This window comes from Pseudomonas sp. ERMR1:02 (assembly GCF_002277815.1).
Taxonomy (GTDB): Bacteria; Pseudomonadota; Gammaproteobacteria; order Pseudomonadales; family Pseudomonadaceae; genus Aquipseudomonas.
Genome location: NZ_NKJI01000007.1, coordinates 62,945 through 82,510 on the forward strand (window position 1 = coordinate 62,945; position 19,566 = coordinate 82,510).

The window sequence follows — 19,566 nt, forward strand, 5'->3', positions numbered from 1 at the left end:
TTTTCATGAGTTCATCGAACGCCGGGCAGAACGCCGGGCAATTGGAAACCCGCGGCATCGAACCGGTGCCGGAGGCCGAGTGCAATGGTCATCCGTTGCAGCTGTTCTGGGTCTGGTTCGCTGCCAACATCTCCATTCTCGGCCTGCCGCTGGGCGCGACCCTCGTGGCCTTTCGCGGATTGGCGATCTGGCAGGCGATCATCGTCGCGATCGTCGGTGCCGCCGGTTCTTTCGCGGTGGTCGGGATCATCTCTATCGCCGGTCGCCGTGGTCGTGCGCCGAGCCTGACCCTGTCACGCGCCATCTTCGGTGTGCGCGGTAATATCGGCCCGACGCTGGTGTCGCTGGTGTCGCGCCTGGGCTGGGAAACCGTCAACACCACCACCGCCGCGTTCGTGCTGCTGTCGCTGTGCTCGATCCTGTTCGGCTCGCCGGTGGAAGCGAAAAGCGCACCACTGTTGACGCTGCTGTTCATCGCGATTTTCGTGCTGTTGACCTTGTCGGTGTCCGGCCTTGGGCACGCCACATTGCTGGTAATCCAGAAGTGGGCGACGTACGTGTTCGGCGCGCTGAACATTCTGGTCGGCGGCTTCCTCTGCGCCACCATCGACTGGAGCGCGGTGTTCAACGCCACGCCTGCACCGATGAGCGCGATGCTCATCGGCATCGGTACCATGGCGGCCGGCACCGGCATCGGTTGGGCCAACGCCGGGGCGGACATGTCGCGCTATCAGCACCGCAGCGTCAAGGCTGTGCGCCTGGTAGCGTCAGCGGCATTCGGCGCGGGGATTCCGCTGGTACTGCTGATCACCCTCGGCGGCCTGCTGTCGGTGGGCAACAACGACCTGGCACAGGCTACTGACCCGATCATCGCCATCCGCGACATGCTGCCGACGTGGATGGCCGTGCCGTACCTGATTACCGCGTTCGGTGGCCTGCTGCTGTCGAACAACCTGTCGGTGTACTCCGCCGGCCTGACCACCTTGACCCTGGGCCTGAAGGTCAAGCGCGTCTACGCCGTGGTGGTCGACATCGTCGCGATTTTCGCCGGTTCCATTTACTTCATGCTGATCGCCGACAGCTTTTACGGCCCGTTCATTACCTTCATTTCCCTGCTGGCGGTGCCGATCACTGCGTGGGTCGCGATCTTCGTAGTCGACCTGATTCACCGTCACTACTACAGCCCCAAGGACCTGCTGGACGTCAGCCCGAGCAGCACCTACTGGTATCACGGCGGCGTCGAATGGCGCGCGTTCGGTGCCTGGGCGCTGGCGATCGTGCTTGGTTTCAGCTTCACCACCATCGGTACCACAGCGCAAAACGTCTGGTTCAAGGGCTTCCTGTCCGACTCCTGGTTGGGACATAACGGCCTCGGCTGGATCGTCACCTTTGTGGTCGCCGGTGGCCTTTACTTTGTACTCGGCGGGGCGAAGGATCGTCGTGCCGCGCTGGTCGAGAATGCTCATGCCTAGATTGCTGTACACCGGTCAGGTCATCATCGATCTGGTCATGGCCGTGGATCAATTGCCGCAAGCGGGTGGCGATGCGCTGGCGCAATCGGCCAGTTTCGAAGCCGGTGGCGGCTTCAACGTGATGGCCGCCGCGCAGCGTAACGGCTTGCCGGTGGTCTACCTCGGTCGCCACGGTACCGGGCGTTTCGGCGACCTGGCCCGTGAGGCGATGAACGCCGAAGGCATCCGCATCGGCATAGCCCACCGCGCCGAACGCGATACCGGCTTGTGCGTGGCGATCACGGACGCCTCGGCCGAGCGCAGTTTCGTTTCCTACATCGGTGCCGAAGGCGAATTGACTGCCGAAGATCTGGCCAGTGTGCCGGCCGAGGCGGGTGATTATGTCTGCGTCAGCGGCTACAGCCTGCTGCATGTCGGCAAGGCGCAGGCGCTGGTGGACTGGGTGTTGGCGTTGCCGGACGGAATCAACGTGGTGTTCGACCCGGGACCATTGGTGGATTCGCCGGATGCGCCGTTGATGAAGGCCTTGTTGCCGCGCATTGATCTATGGAGCAGCAACAGCGTCGAGGCGCTGTGGTTTACCGGGGCATCGGATATTGGTGAAGCGTTGGAACGCCTGGCCGAACATCTACCTGCGAGGGTGTTGGTGGTTGTGCGTGACGGGCCGCAAGGTTGCTGGATCAGTCAGGGCGCGGAGCGTCGGCATGTGCCGGGGTTCAAGGTCGAAGCGGTGGACAGCAATGGCGCCGGCGATGCCCATGCCGGGGTGTTTGTTGCGGGATTGGCGCAGGGGTTGTCGGCGTTTGACGCGGCGCGTCGGGCCAATGCAGCGGCGGCTTTGGCGGTAACACGCTGGGGGCCGGCGACTTCGCCTGGGGCTGCTGAAGTGGATGAGTTGATCAGCAAGTCCTGCAGCGCCTGATCAACCGCCATCGCGGGCAAGCCACGCTCCCACAGGGATCACCTAAACCCTGTGGGAGCGGGCTTGCCCGCGATGAGGCCTTCAAATTCGACAATAGATTCAGGCTTAATCCACCTGGCAATTAAACATCCAGCTTGCGCGCCGCCTCAACCCCCGCAGCACTGTGCTTGATCGGCAAATTCAGCGAGTGTTCTCCATCTTCATTGCACAGCACATGACCGTGCTGGATCAGCCCGCGTTCCTGCAACGTGGCGAGGGTGCTGGCCACGACTTTCTCTCCCCGGTAATTGTCCAGGACCTCCTTGCCCAGCCCATTCGGGTGGGCGTGCAACAGGCGGGTCAGGACTTCTTTTTCCAGGTTTTATCGACGTTCATGGGTACCTCTTCATTACGATGGGTAGTGCTGCGTTGGTCCACCCCGCGTCGATTTGGTGCCTGATGAACGACGAACGGTTCAGACCCGTTGCAACGTCCTGCAGTGGCAACCCGGCGCCAGATAAGGCGACCCACGGTGATCAGCCAGTTGATCGAAGCGACCGCCAACACCGTGCGCAACAGTGTCGACATCCCGAGCTCGACAATGATTTTTCCGGCGAGCAGCGGAAAGCCAAACACGCCGATGAAGTACGACAGGCTGAACAGCAACAAGGATTGTGCGGTGGTGCCGACCGGCGCTTCATTGGCGGCCAGGGCGTTGATAACCGAATAAGTCAGCCCATAACCAATCCCAAGCATCACCGCCGCTAGCAGGTAGCTGAAGCCGTCGTCGACTACGAAGCCGAACATCAGGATCGAGCCCATCATCAATCCCGACAGCAGGCACGACGCGCGCAAGGGATCGCGCTTGACGACAATGCTGGCGATCAGCATGCGACTGCTGATCGCGGCACTCATGAAACCGAGGAAGAACAGTGAATAGTCGAGCGAGCGAGCTGCGGCATAGCTGGTCTGGAAACTCGACAGGCCACCGAAAACACAACCACCGAGGCCGACCATGATGATCGGCAGTACCGCTCTGGACGACAGCACCTGCGCCGCCGCACGCCAGGAAATTCGCGACACGGCAGCCGATTGCACCGACGCGGTTTTCAGGTGCCGATCCAGCCGCCAGAACAGCAACACCCCGATCAGGCTGGCCGTTGCTGCGACATAAAACGCCGTCGTCACCGGATAGCCCAGCGCGTTCGCGGCGCGACCCAGCAATGGACCGCTGCCGATCCCGGTCATCATGCTGCCCGACAGCAAGGCAAAGTACTTGGCGCGCTGCGTCGGGGTGACCAGGCTCGCAACGATAATCGGCCCGAGGGTGTAGAACACGCCCCAGCCCAGACCCAGCAGCAACCCGAAAAACATCAATAGATTGCCGAAGCCCGGCGTCACCGCGAAGCCCAGGCTGGCGGCCACCAGCAGGATGCCGAACAGCGCCACCGAACGGGCCGCGCCGAGCAGGTCGGACAGGTGACCGGAGACAATGACCGCGACAAAAGTACTGAGCATCGCAGCTGAGATCACACTGCCGGCATCATGCTCATTGCCCCCGCGCGAGCCGATCAGCAGCGACAGCAGAAAGGTCGATCCGTAGGACAGCGAGAGCAGGTAACTGGCCAGGCAAAACAGACCGAACAACTTGCCGGAGACTGGAGGTGTTGCGGTAGACATGACGCGGTTCCTTGACCTGATAAATGCGCAGGTCATCTATCTATCACGCAATGCGTCTATGTTAGGTCCGCGGTTCACGATTTCAGGGTTAGCGCGGGCCGGAGTAAGAACCCCTGTAGGAGCGAGCCTGCTCGCGAAAAACGCAAGGACACCGCGTTTATTCAGACCGCAAACGTAATCGTTGACGTCCATCGCGAGCAGGCTCGCTCCTACAAGGAGATCCACTCGCCACAGGTGCCGCGCCGACTTAGTATGGCGTTTTCAACTCCTGACAAGGCACGTCCATGACGATCGAAATCCGCCCGGCGACCCCCAGTGATGCCCCGCAAATTCTCGCGTTCATCACTGAACTGGCCGACTACGAACGTGCTCGCCATGAAGTCATCGCCAGCGTTACCGACATTGAGCGCAGCCTGTTCAGCGAAGGCGCCACCGCCCACGGCCTGGTCTGCCTGCGCGATGGCGTGGCAATTGGCTTCGCGGTGTTCTTCTTCAGTTATTCCACATGGCTTGGCAGCAACTGCCTGTACCTCGAAGATCTATACATCACGCCCGAACAGCGCGGCGGCGGTGCGGGTAAAACCTTGCTGCGGCATCTGGCAAAAATCGCCTGCGCCAATGACTGCGGGCGCTTCGAATGGAGCGTGCTGGAGTGGAACACACCGGCCATCGACTTCTACAAATCCCTGGGTGCGCAACCGCAGGAAGAGTGGGTTCGTTATCGGATGGATGGGAAGGTATTGCGCGAGTTCGCCGAAGGTAACTGATCGCTTCTGAAAAGATCGCAGCCTTCGGCAGCTCCTACAGCGTTCGCGTGTAAACCCGATCCTGTAGGAGCTGCCGAAGGCTGCGATCTTTTTTTGTTCAAATGCAAAAAAATCCCAACATGTGGGAGTGATATTTATATATTGAGATTTTTCCCCGTCAAGGTTTATAGTCCGCCTCACTCACTGCCAAAAAACAGAACAGGTGAAGCGATGCTGGCGCAATTGATCGCGCTCGATTGGGGGACAACCTCATTACGTGCTTACAAACTTGCCGCGGGTGGCCAGGTGCTCGAACAGCGATCGCTGTCGTCGGGGATCATGCAGTTGCCCAAGGCGCCGCGAATCATCGCCGGACAGGAATGCGTCGACGGATTTGAACTGGCCTTCGATGAAGCCTGCGGTGACTGGCTCGACACCCAGCCCGACTTGCCAGTGATTGCCTGCGGCATGGTCGGCAGCGCCCAGGGCTGGCGCGAAGCGGCCTACCGCGACACACCGGCGAACGTCGCCGATCTCGGAACTTCCCTACAAAAGATCCGCAGTCTTCGTGGTGTCGATGTGCACATCGTGCCGGGGGTGATTCAACGTTCGCATCTGCCCAATGTGATGCGTGGCGAAGAAACCCAGGTCCTCGGTGTCATGCAAAATCTGTCGAGCGAGGCGGGCGCTGATGTATTGATCGGCCTGCCGGGCAGCCATTCGAAATGGGTCGAAGTGACTGACGGCTGCATCGTGCATTTCGATACCTTCATGACCGGCGAAGTCTTCGCCGTACTCAGCGAACACAGCATTCTGGGGCGTACCCAGCAGCGCGCAGGCTCGTTCGATGGCCAAGCCTTTGATCGTGGCGTGCAGGTCGCGTTGTCCGCGGACGGTGAAATCGGCGTGCTGTCGACCCTGTTCAGTGCCCGCAGCCTGGGGCTGACCGGTGAACTGAGCGCAACGGCTCAGGTGGATTATCTGTCTGGTCTGTTGATTGGCCATGAACTGTCGGCCCTGGCCAACGTTCAGCGACGTCGACGCAACAGCGTGCACCTGCCTTCGATCATTCTGATCGGCAATTCCCAACTGTGCAGCCGTTACAGCCGGGCGCTCGACGCCTGCGGTTTTGCCCGGGTAACCCTGGCCGAGCAGGCCACCGAACGCGGGTTATGGCAACTGGCGGTCGCCGCCGGACTGATTGCCGCAACCTCATCCCGTTAAACCTGACTGGAGTCCTGACATGCTCAAACAAGCACTGGCGCAAAACGGTCTGATCGCGATTCTGCGCGGCCTGCGTCCGCAAGAAGCAGCCGCTATCGGAGACGTCCTGTACGCGGCCGGATTTCGCGTCATCGAAGTGCCGCTCAATTCCCCTGAGCCGTACGAAAGTATCCGCATCCTGCGCAGTACCTTGCCCGCCGATTGCCTGATCGGCGCGGGCACCGTGCTGACGCCGGAGCAGGTCGAGCAAGTGAAGGCGGCGGGTGGTCAGGTGATCGTCATGCCCCACAGCGATGCCAAGGTATTGCGCGCGGCGAAAGCGGCCGGTCTGTACCTGTCACCCGGTGTCGCCACGCTGACCGAAGCCTTCGCCGCACTGGCCGAAGGCGCGGACGTACTGAAGATGTTCCCGGCCGAGCAGATGGGCCCGGCGGTCGTCAAAGCCTGGTTGGCGGTGCTGCCGGCGGGAACGATTCTGGCGCCGGTCGGCGGCATCACGCCGGACAACATGCAGGTGTTTATCGACGCTGGCGTCAAAGGCTTTGGCCTCGGTTCCGGCCTGTTCAAACCGGGCATGACACCTGAGCAAGTGGCGGCCAATGCCAAGGCCTATGTCGCTGCCTGGAAAGCCCTTCGCTAAGACTTCTTGGCGTTGCGAGTGCTGCATCTATCAAGAGCTGCATTGATAAAAAGAGAGCACAGATGAAAATCACCAAACTGACCACTTTCATCGTTCCACCGCGTTGGTGCTTCCTCAAGGTCGAGACCGATGAAGGAGTCACCGGCTGGGGCGAGCCCGTGGTCGAAGGCCGCGCTCACACCGTTGCCGCCGCCGTTGAAGAATTGTCCGACTACCTGATCGGCAAAGACCCACGCAACATCGAAGACATCTGGACCGTGCTGTACCGCGGCGGCTTCTATCGCGGCGGCGCAATTCATATGAGCGCCCTGGCCGGTATCGACCAGGCGTTGTGGGACATCAAGGGCAAGGCGTTGGGTGTGTCGGTCAGTGACCTGCTGGGCGGCCAGGTGCGGGACAAGATTCGCGTGTATTCGTGGATCGGCGGCGACCGTCCGGCAGATACCGCACGGGCGGCGAAAGAAGCGGTCAGCCGTGGTTTCACCGCGGTGAAAATGAACGGCACCGAGGAATTGCAGTTCCTCGATTCTTTCGAAAAAGTCGACCTGGCCCTGGCCAACGTCGCGGCCGTGCGTGATGCGGTGGGCCCCAACGTCGGCATTGGCGTGGACTTCCATGGCCGGGTGCACAAGCCAATGGCCAAGGTACTGATGAAGGAACTCGACCCGTACAAACTGATGTTCATCGAAGAGCCGGTGCTCAGCGAAAACTATGAAGCGCTGAAGGAACTGGCGCCGCTGACCAGCACGCCGATCGCCCTCGGTGAGCGCCTGTTCTCGCGCTGGGATTTCAAGCGTGTGCTCAGCGAAGGCTACGTCGACATCATCCAGCCCGACGCGTCCCACGCCGGCGGCATCACCGAAACCCGCAAGATTGCCAACATGGCCGAAGCCTACGACGTGGCGCTGGCGCTGCATTGCCCCTTGGGCCCGATTGCATTGGCGGCGTGCCTGCAACTGGACGCGGTCTGCTACAACGCGTTCATCCAGGAGCAGAGCCTGGGTATCCATTACAACGAAAGCAACGACCTGCTCGATTACGTGAAAGACCCGCGGGTGTTCGACTACGACAAAGGCTTCGTGAAAATCCCGAATGGCCCGGGCCTGGGTATCGAGATCAACGAGGAGTACGTGATCGAACGTGCGGCCGTCGGCCACCGCTGGCGCAACCCGATCTGGCGCCATGCCGATGGCAGTTTTGCAGAGTGGTGAGTTCTATCTGATATCGCAGTTCCAATGTGGGAGCGGGCTGCTCGCGAAAGCGGTCGTTCATTCAACATTAATGTCGCCTGACACAACGCATTCGCGAGCAAGCCCGCTCCCACACTCGATCTCCATTGGCAGGGAGATCACATCTCGGTTCTGGCATTGATGGGGGCGCTTTCCTACATATTGCTGGTGGATAAGGTCGAGCGTATCAAGTTGTAGTCGCAGCAGTAGGGCGACCATAATGCCGCCCGTTCACTCGCTCAACGGTAAAGGCTGGATATGCAGGAAGACGCCCCGAAAATCGCCAAGGACACCGCGCCGACCGGCACCCAGACCCTGCTTCGCGGTCTGGGTGTGGTTCAGGCCGTGGCCAGCGGCGCCCGCGACCTCAAGGAAATTGCCCGACTGATCGGCACCACGCGCAGCACTACTCATCGTCTGGCCAGTTGCCTGGTGGATGAGCGTTACCTGCGGGTGGTGCCACAAGTCGGCTATCTGCTGGGGCCGAAGCTGATCGAGCTGGGGTTTCAGGCGCGGGAAGAGTTGCCGTTGGTGACGCTGGCCGGGCCGTATCTGGATGAACTGTCGGCGTTGACCGGCGACACCGTTCACCTGGCGATCCGCGAAGGCGATGAGGTGCTGTACCTGCACAAGAATCCGGGGCGCAATGGTCCGGAAATGCGGTCGCGGGTCGGCCATCGCATGCCGTTGGCGCGCACCGGGATCGGCAAGGCGCTGATGCTTGATGACACGCAGCAAGAATGGCAGCGACTGTACGAAATCAGCCTGCCCGAAGGTGGGAAAAATCAGTTCTGGCCACAGCACCCGGAGCAGTCCTGGGAGCAGTTTCAGCAGCGCATGCTCGAGTATGTGACTGGCGGCTACGCCTTTGATCTGGAAGATAACGAACCATCGATTCGCTGCGTAGCGGCGCCGATTCGAGATGCCAGCAAACGCATCGTCGCCGGCATCAGCATCGCCAGTACCGTGCCGTACATGCCGCTGGAAAAAATGGCCGAGCTGATTCCCCTGATCAAAGGGGTCACGGTCCGGCTGTCGGCGGAGCTTGGTTTGAAAGTATAGGGCGCGAAGGTTTGATCAGGTCGATCAACTTTCGGTTTTCTTCTCTGCCGAATCCAGCTCTTTCATACGCTGATCAATCAACTGGCACTTGTCCGGCAGATCCTTCGCGGCGGTACTCAGGTCCATCTTCTGCAACTCGTCGTTGATTTCCTTGGCCTTGGTCGGGTTCTGCTCGGTGAGCCGGGTGACTTCCTTGGCTAACTGTTCGCGCTTGGCGGTAGCTTCCTCCGGCGTGCAGGCCCAGACGGGCAGGGCACAGGCGAGGGTGGCGGCGAGGGTGAGCTTCAGCAGGGTTTTCATCATTCAGGCCTCAGATCCGGTTACGGCGGGTTAACCGGTTGAGGGCTCAAGGGCTGTAAAAGTTCAGACAGCCACCTGCCTCCTGTAGGAGCGGGCTTGCTCGCGAAAGCGTAGTGTCAGCCGGCATCAATGTTGAATGTCAAACCGCATTCGCGAGCAAGCCCGCTCCCACAGGGATTAAATGGTGTTTATCCCTCGTGGCAGCAGCTGGATTTCATCGCTTGCTCATACTTGTCGTGATGCCTCACCCATTCCATGATTTGCTCTTCATTGCGACCCTTGGGCGTCAGGTCGAGGTAGTTGTAGGCGCCAACCAGCAGGTCCAGGCCCCGCGCATAAGTGGAGTAGGTGTGGAAAATTTCGCCTGCCTCGTTGCGATAAAACACGCTGAGACCTGGGAGTTCTTCTTCGCTGCCGTCGGTTTTTTCGTAGTTGTAGGTAGCCTTTCCGGAGGCCACGTCCTCAGCTCGCGCGCAGATACCAAAGTCGTAGTTGAAATCGCTGCCGGCGGATGACACCCAATCGAATGTCCAACCCATGCGCCGTTTGAATGCCTGGAATTCGGCGAACGGTGCGTGGGAAACGGCTACCACTGCTACATCGTGATGGGCCAAATGCTGGTTGGCGCCGTCGATGTGATCGCAGAGGAAAGAGCAACCGGGGCAGCCTTCATCCCAGCCTTCGGCAAACATGAAGTGGTAAATGACCAACTGGCTGCGGCCGCCGAACAGGTCGGCGAATTTCAGTTCGCCTTGAGGGCCCTGCAAGCGGTAGTCCTTGTCTATTTTCACCCAAGGCAGGGCGCGGCGTTCGGCGCTGAGTCTGTCCCGTTCCTTGGTAAAGGCTTTTTCGTGGGCCAGGTGTTGTTTACGAGCGGCGAGCCATTCTTCCCGGGACACGACGGGATGATTCTGAATGTTCATGGTGATTTCTCCTGCGTGGGGCTGGGAGGTGACTTACACAGCCTAGTCGTTTGGCCCCTGCGTAATTCGACATACCGCCGGTCGGTAGCGGCAAAAACCTGATCTGAACGGCTATCGACCGAGCCGGTCACAACCTATGAAGGCCCTCTCAGTCACGGGCACCGGAGGTTGAATCAGGATGACGACTTATAACTGGGATTTGATTGAACGCTTGTTGCACGAAGTGCAGAACGGTGAAGCCAGCTTCACGCCACGGCCCTATGCCGAGCAGTACGCGGCGGAAAAAGCGACGCAGGGCGAGGAGACGGAAAACCTCGACCATCTGAAAGCGGTGGCGGGTGAGTATGAAAAGTTACTGTTGCAACGAGGCTACATCGAGCCCCGCCCGGAGGATCAGGGCGGCACTGGCTCCAACTATATTTTGACCCTGCGTGGTTCCAGGTTGTTGAGCCTGATCGACAGCAGCATTCCCGGCAATGATCATCCGCGTCAGGTGCTCGATGAGCAGGACGATGCACTGGATGACGTGACGTTTGATGGGGTGGCTTCGCAGGCACAGATTGCCTGAACAGGTGAGTTTGTCACTGTAGGAGCTGTCGAGTGAAACGAGGCTGCGATCTTTTGATTTTGAAAAGCAAGGTCAATAGATCGCAGCCTCGTTTCACTCGACAGCTCCTACAGGTGAAGTGTGTTTCGTTTACCCCTGCTTTGCAGCCTTCAAACATTTCAAATCACTGAAATCCTTCCTCACGCCTTCGATTTTCGTCTGCAACCGCTCCCGCTGCACCGGCGTGCTCTCAGTCATTAAATCCACAAATAACGAGCGCGCCTGGGCTTCGGTTTTGGCGAAGGCCTGACGGTAGGCCGGTGTCCACAAGGTCTCGCGCTTGACCAGAAGCGTCTCGATTCGTTGTGGGAATTCTGGGCTATGGCGTTGCGAAACGGCCGCACTGAACTGCTTTTGCCAGTGGACACGGTTGGCAATCCACTGCGTATTCTGGTCACCCAGGGCGTCGGACCACGCCACGACGCGCTGTTGTTGATGGGGGTTGAGGGGCCCGAGCCAGTCATTCAAGCGTTTCTCCATGCGCTCGCCGCGCTCCTTGACCTGCTGATCAAGGGACGGTTTGAGGTATTGCTCTTGGCGCTTACGCTGGTCTTTGGCAAAGGCCTCGTTCATTTCCGCGACCTGTTTGTCATCCAGTCCTTGCAGCAACTCGATGGCTGACGGGGTGATCTCCCGGGCGGTCTCGGCGATGGCTTGCTCGGCTTCTTCAGTGCGGGCTTGCAGTGCGGCATCAGTGACCTGGTTGGTCGCAACCATGGTCTGCAAGCGGTCCAGCCAGTCGAGGTAACCCGGCATTTGCGTGGTGCAGTGCCAACTAAGGTGTTCTTTGAGACGGTCGTTGAGCCAGCCTTTTTGCTCGCCGTTCATATCCAGGTAGTCGCTGAGGGTCCAGGGGATGATGACATCGAGGTTACGGTAGGCCAGACCCATGCGGTTGCACGCGCCAAGGGCGAGGGTGACAGTGAGGACGAAGGCGATGTGTTTCAACCAGCGCGACATGGGCGAATCCTTGCAATAGCCTGGCTTCGGGGTTTGATTCTCATGTGAGCGCAGGATGAGCCCGGCAGTTCAGCCGATCAATAGAGGGCGTGCGAGAAGGCGGCCGCGATCTTGTGGCTGTGCAGGTTTTTTATGATCGAAGGGGCTTTGGCGGCGGGGTAGAGCAGGAGGGTTCCAGTCCAAGCGCTTCGAAGCTCAAAGCGCTTGTGGACCAGGTGACGCAGAAGGTCTTACTTTTTACCCAGGGTGATCTGCTTGGACGGGCCGAACGTCTGGCCGCTGACGCCTTTGGCAATTTGCTGGATTTCACCGCCGGATTTGAGGAACGCAGCGATCTGGCTGTTGATCGATTCGCTGGTTTCGACGGCTGGAGCTGGCTTTGCTTTGCTGTTGGATGCTTTTACGCGCATGGCGGCCATTAACCTGTAGAAAATTAACTTGGCCAGGCATCGTACAGGAATTACCTGCAATTTGCTTGGCAAATATCCCTTGGATAATCCGTAGCGGAGGCGAAATGAACAGCGGGCAATTATTTGAAAATTACCCTTAAGTCGCTGTTTTAAATAAAGAGGTGACTGGTGAAATAGCATTTGTGCGTCGCTGGCAGCGACGAAACTCGTCGGATCGGTCAGACGAGCGGCCGGTCATGCACGCAAAACCCTGGAAAATTAAGACCTTCAGGGGATTTTCTTTCGCCATCGGGCCGGCTGCCGAACGCGGCCCGCAAAAACGGGTAGAATGCCGCCCACGCAATGAGGGTATTGGACATGGCTTTAGTCGGGCGTTACAACAGTTTGCAAGTGGTTAAACACACTAACTTCGGTTTATATCTGGACGGCGGCGCGGATGGCGAGATTCTTTTGCCTAATCGTTATATTCCAAAAGATATTCCCAGCGAAGATGAAGACTGGCTAAACGTTTTTGTTTATCTGGACAGCGATGACAAACTTATCGCAACTAATGAAAAGCCGAAAGTTCAGGTCGGTGAATTCGCCAGTTTGAAAGTTGTAGAAGTCAACAGCATCGGTGTGTTCCTGGATTGGGGCCTGCCGAAGGACCTTTTGCTGCCGTTTTCGGAAGAAAAGCGCCAGATGACGGCCGGCGAATATGTCGTGGTGCATGTGTATCTCGACAAGCACACCCGCCGCATCACCGCGACGGCACGTCTGGACCGTTATCTGGACAAGACCCCGGCCAGCTACACACCGGGCCAGGAGGTTGACCTGCTGGTTGCCGAAGCCACCGATATGGGCTTCAAGGCGATCATCAATAACAAACACTGGGGCCTGATCCACAAGAACGAAATCTTCAAGTTCATGCGCGCTGGTAAAGAAGAAAAGGGCTTCATCAAGGAAGTTCGTGCCGACGGCAAGATCAGCCTTAGCCTGCAACCGGTCGGCCAGGAAGCGGCCACCAGTCTCAACTCAAAGATCCTCGCCAAGTTGCGCGAAAACAATGGCACCCTGCCAGTCAGCGACAAGAGCGATCCGACGCTGATCAGCAGCATGTTCGGTGTCAGCAAAGGCAACTTCAAGAAGGCTATCGGTGCGTTGTACAAAGACGGCCAGATTGTCATTCATGCCGATCGCATTGAACTGAGTTGATCTGCGCCGGGATGGGCAATTCCTGGCCATCTGGTTAATAATCGACAGCACAATTTTTCGCCCCGACATCGTTTGTTCAACAATCGTTTGTTCAACAAGCAGGTCGGGGCTTTGCTTTTACTGTCGAGTCACTGCCATGTTTTTTGTTGTCGAGGTTTACCGGTGAGCGCCACCCGGCGCAGCGCCGATGGATTTGCCCTGCAAGTGATGCTGGGGTTGTGCCTGATCTGGGGCGTTCAGCAGGTGATGATCAAGTGGGCGGCGCCCGACATTGCGCCGGTCATGCAGGCGGCCGGGCGTTCGGGCATGTCTGCGCTGCTGGTGGGGTTGTTGATCTGCTGGAAGGGCGGTTGGGATCAAGTTGGCAGTACCTGGCGCGGGGGCCTGTTGGCCGGCGCCCTGTTCGGTCTGGAGTTCTTCTTCATCTCCGAAGGCCTGCAATTGACCACTGCCGCGCATATGTCGGTGTTCCTCTACACCGCACCGATTTTTACCGCGTTGGGTGTGCACTGGTTGTTGCCAAGTGAGCGGTTGAGGCCTGTGCAATGGCTGGGGATTTTCCTCGCTTTCATCGGAATTGCCTTCGCGTTTGCCGGTGGCGTGTCCTGGGACAACCTCGATCACCGCATGTTGATGGGGGATGCGCTGGGCGTACTGGCCGGGGCGGCTTGGGGCGCGACCACAGTCGTGGTGCGGGCTTCGCGGTTGTCGGAGGCGCCGGTGACCCTGACACTGTTTTACCAGCTGATTGTCGGTTTCATCGGCCTATTGTTGATCGCGTTGCTCAGCGGCCAGATTACCCACGTCAGCCTGACCAGCGTGGCGGTGGCCAGCGTGCTGTTTCAAGGCGTGGTGGTGTCGTTCTTCAGCTACTTGACCTGGTTCTGGCTGTTGCGCCGTTACCTGGCAGCGAACCTGGCGGTATTTTCGTTCATGACGCCGATGTTCGGCGTCACGTTCGGCGTGGTGTTGCTGGGCGAAAAACTGAGCCTGAACTTTGTCGTCGGCGCGGTGCTGGTCCTGCTGGGCATCACATTTGTCAGTGCTGAGCAGTGGGTGCGCCGCCGTTTGCGCAGAGCGCTTGGGCAGTCCTGAGCGGACTGAGGTTCAATGACCGTCAGGCCAGGATCGATTGACATTCTTTAAAAAAGAACAATAGTGGGTAACTTGTTCTTTTTTGGAGAATTCTGTGGAATTCAGCCAATTGCGCATCTTCCAGGCTGTGGCGCAGGAAGAGTCCATCACCCGTGCTGCCGAACGCCTGCACCGGGTCCCGTCCAACCTGTCGACCCGGCTCAAGCAGCTTGAAGAACAGTTGGGCGTCGAACTGTTCATTCGCGAGCGTCAGCGTTTGCAGTTGTCGCCCGCGGGAAAAGTCCTGCTGGACTACACCGCCAAGTTGTTCGCCCTGCACGATGAGGCTCATGCTGCGGTACAGGGTGGGCAACCGGCCGGCGACTTCGTGCTCGGCACCATGTACAGCACCGCTGCCATTCACCTCCCTGCGCTATTGGCGCGCTATCACCGGTGTTACCCGGCGGTGAACCTGCAAGTGCAGTCCGGGCCCAGCGGTGAGTTGCTCGAAGGTTTGCTCACCGGCAGGCTCGATGCCGCGCTGGTGGACGGTCCACCGGAATTGGCTGTACTCGATGGCGTGTTGTTATGCGAGGAGCGGCTGGTGCTGATCAGCGAGGCCGAACATCCGCCTGTGTTAAACGCGCGGGATGTGGAAGGGCGTTCCGTATTCACGTTTCGCCAAGGGTGTTCCTACCGGATGCGCCTGGAATCCTGGTTCTCCCACGATCACGCGGCTATGGGCCGGGCGATTGAGATCGAGTCCTATCCGGGGATGCTCGCCTGTGTGATCGCAGGATCCGGCGTGGCGCTGATGTCGGAGTCGATGCTTGCCAGCCTGCCGGGCCGTGAAAGTGTGGCAGTCCACCCGCTGCCTGAACCGTTTGCCAGCGCGACCACGTGGTTGATGTGGCGCAAGGGCATGGTCGGGGCCAACCTGAACGCGTGGATCGAGGAGCAACAGGCGCTCTTTCCGTCGGCGCAAAGCCAGGCCCGTGCGATTGCATGATTTAATGGCGCCGGATTGTGATCGATTCAGTAACAGATCATTGCCACTTTGGGCGAGCATTGCTCAGGACTTCGGACTATTATCAGTTCGAAGCGGCTACAGAATTCCGGTCGCTCGGCACTACCCTGAAGGGGGCATCATGAAAGAGAAAATCCAAAACTGGCTGCATGATCTGGGTGTCGCGCTCGGTTTGATCGAACCGCCTCTGCAACCTGTGCCGATTCGCACCGACGACGAACAACGCCGACGTCAGCAGCAGCGTCGCCGGTAAGCACGAAGCGGCCGAAGTTGTTGTAGCAGCTGCCGAGCCTGCGAGGCTGCGTTCGGCGGCGAAGCCGTCGTAAAGTCAGACGACGCGTTGTATTAGGACAGGCCTGCAAGTAGGGTTTACGACTGCTTCGCAGCCGAACGCAGCCTCGCGGTGCTCGGCAGCAGCTACAGGAAACCTACGCATTCGAGAGCGTGGGCGAGCTCAATGCCTCCCAATCTCCATCAAAAACCGACTCAAGTCATTGGCCGTCCTGGCTGTCTTGAGCATCTGGTCTTCCTCGGCGGTAAACGCCGTCAAACCGAGTTCGTCTTCCAGATGGAAGATCAGATCTTCGACGTCCGCTTTATCCAATCCCAACTGCACCAGACTGGCGTTGTCGTCGAAGTCATCCTGACTTTCCAGCAGGCGGCTGATGAAACGATGCACGGCGGCACGGATGGCGGCTCTTTTCATGATGGTTCTTCGGGGGCGTTATTGTTTTTGTCTCTGTTTATTTTCCTGAAGATGAGTACAGCAGGCTTCAGCCGTGTGAGCGTTGCCACTCGTCAATTATGTTGCGCAGATGCTCCCCGGAAAAACTACCGAAATGCCCACCATGCACCGTGCGGATCGGCAGCGCGCGCAAGCGCTGCAGGCTGCGGGCGTAGTCGTCGGGGTTGGAGTGGTAGGCGTCTTCGATCAGCGGCCCGTCGTAAATGATGTCGCCGCTGAACAGGGTCTCGGTCGCCGCTTCATACAGACTGATACCGCCCGGCGAGTGCCCCGGCGTGTGCAGCACTTGCAGCACCCGGTCACCCAGGTCCAGCACATCACCTTCTTCGATCATGCCCGTCGCCGGTGCAGCTTTGACCCGATATTCGGCATAGCACAACGGGCAATCGGGGTGCGCTTCGAACATATCGTCGCCGACAAACGCCCGACTCAAATCGTTTTCGCCGTCCGGTGCGGCGAGGATCTGCGCTTCAGCCGGGTGAACCAGGCGTTCAGAAAACTCGTGATGCCCGGCAATGTGGTCGAAATGGCAATGACTGGCTACCGCTACCAAAGGCCGCTCGGTGATCCACGGCAACTGCTCGCGCAGGCTGACCAGCCCGGAACCGCTGTCCAGCAGCAGATCCTTGTCGCGACCCTGAATGTGCCAAAGATTGCAGCGGTAGAAGGGACGAATGTACGGCTCGTGAATCAGGCGAATTCCGTCGCTGAGTTGCTTGACCTCGAACCACTGATCGCGAGAAACAATTTTCATCAAAAGTTTTCTCCAGACGAAAAAAAACGGGTGTGGCAACCGACGCCACACCCGTCGAAGAAAGCATCAAGTCGTTATGTTCAGCTTAGGCGGCGCTGGCCACCATTGCCGGGCGACGGGACATCAGGCTGACCACCACGAAGCTCACCAGACCAGCAACCAGGCTGTAGTAGATCGGGGTGTTGGCATCCAGACCGTCCTTGACCATGAACAGCAGGGCAGTGGCAAAACCCAGGCCCATGCTGGCGATGGCGCCGGCGGTGGTGGCGCGTTTCCAGAAGATCGCACCGATCAGCGGGATCAGCATGCCGCCAACCAACAGGTTGTAGGCCAGGGTCAGGGCGCTGATCACGTCATTCACGACCAGTGCGATACCAAGCACCACGAAACCGGTCAACATAGTAACCACGCGATTCAGACGTAGGCTCGACTGTTTACCGCCACGCAGTTTCGGCAGCAGGTCTTCGGTCAGGGTGGTGGCAGCGGCGAGCAGGCCGGCGCTGGCGGTGGACATCATGGCGGCCAGTGCGGCAGCGATGACCAGGCCACGGATACCGTCCGGCAGGGACAGTTTCACGATCGCGGCGAAAGCGTTGTTGACGTTGTCCAGGTCCGGGATCAGCACGTGAGCAGCCATGCCGATCAGGGCGCAGGCCAGACCGTAGATGATGCAGTAGATACCGGCAGCGGTACCGGCGTATTGCGCGACTTTGGCGGTCTTGACGGTGAACACCCGTTGCCAGATGTCCTGACCGATCAGGATGCCGAAGAAGTAGATCACGAAGTAGGTGATGATGGTGTCCCAACCGATGGTGGTGAAGCTGAAGCTCGCCGCCGGCAGTTTGGCCACCAGCTGATCCCAGCCGCCGACGCGGTACATGCAGATTGGCAACAGGATGAACATCAGGCCCACGGTCTTGATCACGAACTGGACGATGTCAGTCAGGGTCAGCGACCACATGCCACCGATCGCCGAGTAGATCACAACCACGCCACCGCCGAGCAGTACCGAAATCCAGAATGGCAGGCCGAACAGCACTTGCAGGACGGTGCCGATCGCCAGGATCGACACTACGCCGATCATCAATGCGTAGGCCAGCATGATTACCGCGCTCGCGGAGCGGGCCATCGGGTTGTAGCGTTTTTCCAGCACCTGGGTAACGGTGTAGATCTTCAGTTTCAACAGCGGTTTGGCGAGGAACAGGTTCAGCGCGACGATCCCGCAACCCAGTGCGGCGCAAAGCCAGAAACCGGAGATGCCATGCACGTAGCCCAGGCGCACGGTGCCCACGGTGGACGCGCCGCCGAGGACGGTGGCAGCCATGGTGCCCATGTACAGGGTCGGGCCTAGGTTACGACCGGCGACCAAAAAGTCTTCGTTGGTCTTGGCCTTGCGCATGCCGTAGTAGCCGAGTATCAGCATCGCGGCGGCGTAGATGAGTACGACGAATAAATCCAAAGCCATTATGGCGTGTCTCCGATTGTAATTTTATAGTGAGGCTGAAATCAATTGCTGGGGAAACATCAATCCCTGTGGGAGCGTGGCTAGCCCGCGAAGAGTGCACCGCGGTCTGTCATGCAGTACGCGTCATCGTTCTTCGCGGGCAAGCCGCGCTCCCACAGGTAATGTGTTGGCCACCGGTAATGCGTTAAATCAGGTGATCCTTAGCGGTGAACCACACCAGGCAGTACGCAGAGCATTTCGTACAGCAGGTTGGCGGCCAGCAGCGAGGTGTTGCCGGTGGTGTCATAAGCGGGCGAGACTTCTACCAGATCGCAACCGATCAGGTCGAGACCTTGGCAGCCGCGAACGATTTCGATCGCCTGAATGGTCGTCAGACCACCGATTTCCGGGGTGCCGGTGCCAGGCGCCCAGGCTGGGTCGATGCCGTCGATGTCGAAGCTCAGGTACACCGGACCGCCGCCGACTTTCTCGCGAACTTCGGCCATCAAAGGCGCCAGTGATTTGTGCCAGCACTCTTCGGCCTGAACCACGCGGAAGCCCTGGTTGCGGCTCCAGTTGAAGTCGTCAGCGGTGTAGCCCTGGGCGCGCAGACCGATTTGCACAACACGGTCCGGGTCAATCAGGCCTTCTTCGACGGCGCGACGGAAAGTGGTGCCGTGGGCGATTTTCTCGCCGAACATGTGATCGTTCACATCGGCGTGGGCGTCGATATGCACCAGACCGACCTTGCCGTGTTTTTTATGGATGGCACGCAGGATCGGCAAAGTGATGGTGTGGTCGCCGCCCAGGGTCAGGGGGATCACATCGTGTTCGAGGATATTGTCGTAGGACTCTTCGATGATCCGTACGGCATCCAGCAGGTTGAAGGTGTTGATCGCCACGTCGCCGATATCGGCAACCGACAGCGAGTCGAACGGAGCAGCGCCGGTCGCCATGTTGTATGGGCGGATCATCACCGATTCAGCGCGGATTTCGCGAGGTCCGAAACGGGTGCCGGGGCGCAGCGAAGTACCGATGTCCAGGGGCACGCCGACGAAGGCAGCGTCCAGACCGGCAGCGGTAGGTACATGGGGGAGTCGCATCATGGTGGCGATGCCGCCGAAGCGCGGCATTTCGTTGCCGCCCAGTGGTTGGTGAAGAATCTTGTCCACGG

22 protein-coding genes are annotated in these 19,566 nt (G+C 59.2%); 12 read left to right on the forward strand and 10 right to left on the reverse strand.

Going from position 1 to position 19,566, the window contains the following annotated elements:
* Positions 1-5: 5 nt before the first annotated feature.
* Entirely contained in the window at positions 6-1,472 is a 1,467-nt protein-coding gene (locus CES87_RS14985; RefSeq protein WP_128606715.1) for a cytosine permease, read from the forward strand.
* Positions 1,465-2,394 carry a PfkB family carbohydrate kinase gene (locus tag CES87_RS14990; RefSeq protein WP_128606716.1) on the forward strand — a complete coding sequence of 310 codons (930 nt, stop codon included), beginning with the start codon at positions 1,465-1,467 and terminating at the stop codon, positions 2,392-2,394. Before CES87_RS14985 ends, CES87_RS14990 begins: the two co-directional genes overlap by 8 nt.
* A 121-nt stretch (positions 2,395-2,515) precedes the next feature.
* Here the strand turns inward: CES87_RS14990 and CES87_RS33125 are convergent, their stop codons facing one another.
* A complete protein-coding gene (locus tag CES87_RS33125; protein ID WP_256590924.1) occupies positions 2,516-2,662 on the reverse strand; it encodes a hypothetical protein in 147 nt (48 codons plus the stop codon).
* A 71-nt stretch (positions 2,663-2,733) separates the two neighbouring features.
* Positions 2,734-4,053 (reverse strand): MFS transporter, encoded by a 1,320-nt coding sequence (locus CES87_RS15000; protein WP_256590925.1) that lies wholly within the window; start codon positions 4,051-4,053, stop codon positions 2,734-2,736.
* Between the two features lie 284 nt (positions 4,054-4,337).
* On the opposite strand from CES87_RS15000, the gene CES87_RS15005 reads away from it, so the two are divergent.
* The 5 genes from CES87_RS15005 to CES87_RS15030 all read left to right on the forward strand — a co-directional run bounded on the left by CES87_RS15005 (position 4,338) and on the right by CES87_RS15030 (position 8,954).
* A complete protein-coding gene (locus CES87_RS15005; protein ID WP_128606717.1) occupies positions 4,338-4,820 on the forward strand; it encodes a GNAT family N-acetyltransferase in 483 nt (160 codons plus the stop codon).
* 210 nt (positions 4,821-5,030) lie between these two features.
* Positions 5,031-6,023 (forward strand): 2-dehydro-3-deoxygalactonokinase, encoded by a 993-nt coding sequence (locus tag CES87_RS15010; protein WP_128606718.1) that lies wholly within the window; start codon positions 5,031-5,033, stop codon positions 6,021-6,023.
* A 19-nt stretch (positions 6,024-6,042) separates the two neighbouring features.
* Positions 6,043-6,663, forward strand: a complete 621-nt coding sequence (locus CES87_RS15015) for a 2-dehydro-3-deoxy-6-phosphogalactonate aldolase (RefSeq protein ID WP_128606719.1) — start codon at positions 6,043-6,045, stop codon at positions 6,661-6,663.
* Between the two features lie 62 nt (positions 6,664-6,725).
* On the forward strand, positions 6,726-7,874 hold the full coding sequence (gene dgoD, locus CES87_RS15020) for a galactonate dehydratase (protein ID WP_007903915.1): 1,149 nt from the start codon (positions 6,726-6,728) through the stop codon (positions 7,872-7,874).
* Positions 7,875-8,150: 276 nt separating this feature from the next.
* A complete protein-coding gene (locus CES87_RS15030) occupies positions 8,151-8,954 on the forward strand; it encodes an IclR family transcriptional regulator (RefSeq protein ID WP_128606721.1) in 804 nt (267 codons plus the stop codon).
* A 24-nt stretch (positions 8,955-8,978) separates the two neighbouring features.
* Here CES87_RS15030 and CES87_RS15035 read toward each other — a convergent pair whose 3' ends face one another.
* Complete coding sequence (locus CES87_RS15035) at positions 8,979-9,254, reverse strand: hypothetical protein (RefSeq protein WP_128606874.1); 276 nt, start codon at positions 9,252-9,254, stop codon at positions 8,979-8,981.
* Between the two features lie 188 nt (positions 9,255-9,442).
* Complete coding sequence (locus CES87_RS15040; RefSeq protein WP_128606722.1) at positions 9,443-10,177, reverse strand: thioredoxin family protein; 735 nt, start codon at positions 10,175-10,177, stop codon at positions 9,443-9,445.
* Positions 10,178-10,355: 178 nt separating this feature from the next.
* Here CES87_RS15040 and CES87_RS15045 point away from each other — a divergent pair, with 178 nt between their 5' ends.
* On the forward strand, positions 10,356-10,745 hold the full coding sequence (locus CES87_RS15045) for a transcriptional regulator (protein WP_128606723.1): 390 nt from the start codon (positions 10,356-10,358) through the stop codon (positions 10,743-10,745).
* 129 nt (positions 10,746-10,874) lie between these two features.
* Here the strand turns inward: CES87_RS15045 and CES87_RS15050 are convergent, their stop codons facing one another.
* Positions 10,875-11,744 (reverse strand): DUF6279 family lipoprotein, encoded by an 870-nt coding sequence (locus tag CES87_RS15050; protein ID WP_128606724.1) that lies wholly within the window; start codon positions 11,742-11,744, stop codon positions 10,875-10,877.
* A 230-nt stretch (positions 11,745-11,974) separates the two neighbouring features.
* A complete protein-coding gene (locus tag CES87_RS15055) occupies positions 11,975-12,163 on the reverse strand; it encodes a hypothetical protein (protein WP_172668627.1) in 189 nt (62 codons plus the stop codon).
* 348 nt (positions 12,164-12,511) lie between these two features.
* Here CES87_RS15055 and CES87_RS15060 point away from each other — a divergent pair, with 348 nt between their 5' ends.
* From CES87_RS15060 to CES87_RS33130, 4 genes are all read left to right on the forward strand, one after another.
* The gene (locus CES87_RS15060) at positions 12,512-13,348 is read left to right on the forward strand and encodes a S1 RNA-binding domain-containing protein (RefSeq protein WP_128606725.1); all 837 of its coding nucleotides are present in this window, start codon (positions 12,512-12,514) and stop codon (positions 13,346-13,348) included.
* Positions 13,349-13,510: 162 nt separating this feature from the next.
* Positions 13,511-14,443: a DMT family transporter gene (locus tag CES87_RS15065; RefSeq protein ID WP_128606726.1), complete on the forward strand. Its 933-nt coding sequence runs from the start codon at positions 13,511-13,513 to the stop codon at positions 14,441-14,443.
* 94 nt (positions 14,444-14,537) lie between these two features.
* Positions 14,538-15,431: a LysR family transcriptional regulator gene (locus CES87_RS15070; RefSeq protein ID WP_128606727.1), complete on the forward strand. Its 894-nt coding sequence runs from the start codon at positions 14,538-14,540 to the stop codon at positions 15,429-15,431.
* A gap of 139 nt (positions 15,432-15,570) precedes the next feature.
* Positions 15,571-15,702 carry a PA1414 family protein gene (locus CES87_RS33130; protein ID WP_256580670.1) on the forward strand — a complete coding sequence of 44 codons (132 nt, stop codon included), beginning with the start codon at positions 15,571-15,573 and terminating at the stop codon, positions 15,700-15,702.
* A 201-nt stretch (positions 15,703-15,903) separates the two neighbouring features.
* Here the strand turns inward: CES87_RS33130 and CES87_RS15075 are convergent, their stop codons facing one another.
* The 4 genes from CES87_RS15075 to speB form a co-directional block, all read right to left on the reverse strand.
* A complete protein-coding gene (locus CES87_RS15075) occupies positions 15,904-16,155 on the reverse strand; it encodes an acyl carrier protein (RefSeq protein WP_128606728.1) in 252 nt (83 codons plus the stop codon).
* 67 nt (positions 16,156-16,222) lie between these two features.
* A complete protein-coding gene (locus tag CES87_RS15080) occupies positions 16,223-16,948 on the reverse strand; it encodes an MBL fold metallo-hydrolase (RefSeq protein ID WP_128606729.1) in 726 nt (241 codons plus the stop codon).
* 85 nt (positions 16,949-17,033) lie between these two features.
* Positions 17,034-18,413 (reverse strand): sodium:solute symporter, encoded by a 1,380-nt coding sequence (locus CES87_RS15085; RefSeq protein ID WP_128606730.1) that lies wholly within the window; start codon positions 18,411-18,413, stop codon positions 17,034-17,036.
* Positions 18,414-18,613: 200 nt separating this feature from the next.
* The gene (gene speB, locus CES87_RS15090) at positions 18,614-19,564 is read right to left on the reverse strand and encodes an agmatinase (protein ID WP_110752643.1); all 951 of its coding nucleotides are present in this window, start codon (positions 19,562-19,564) and stop codon (positions 18,614-18,616) included.
* Between the last annotated feature and the right edge of the window lie 2 nt (positions 19,565-19,566).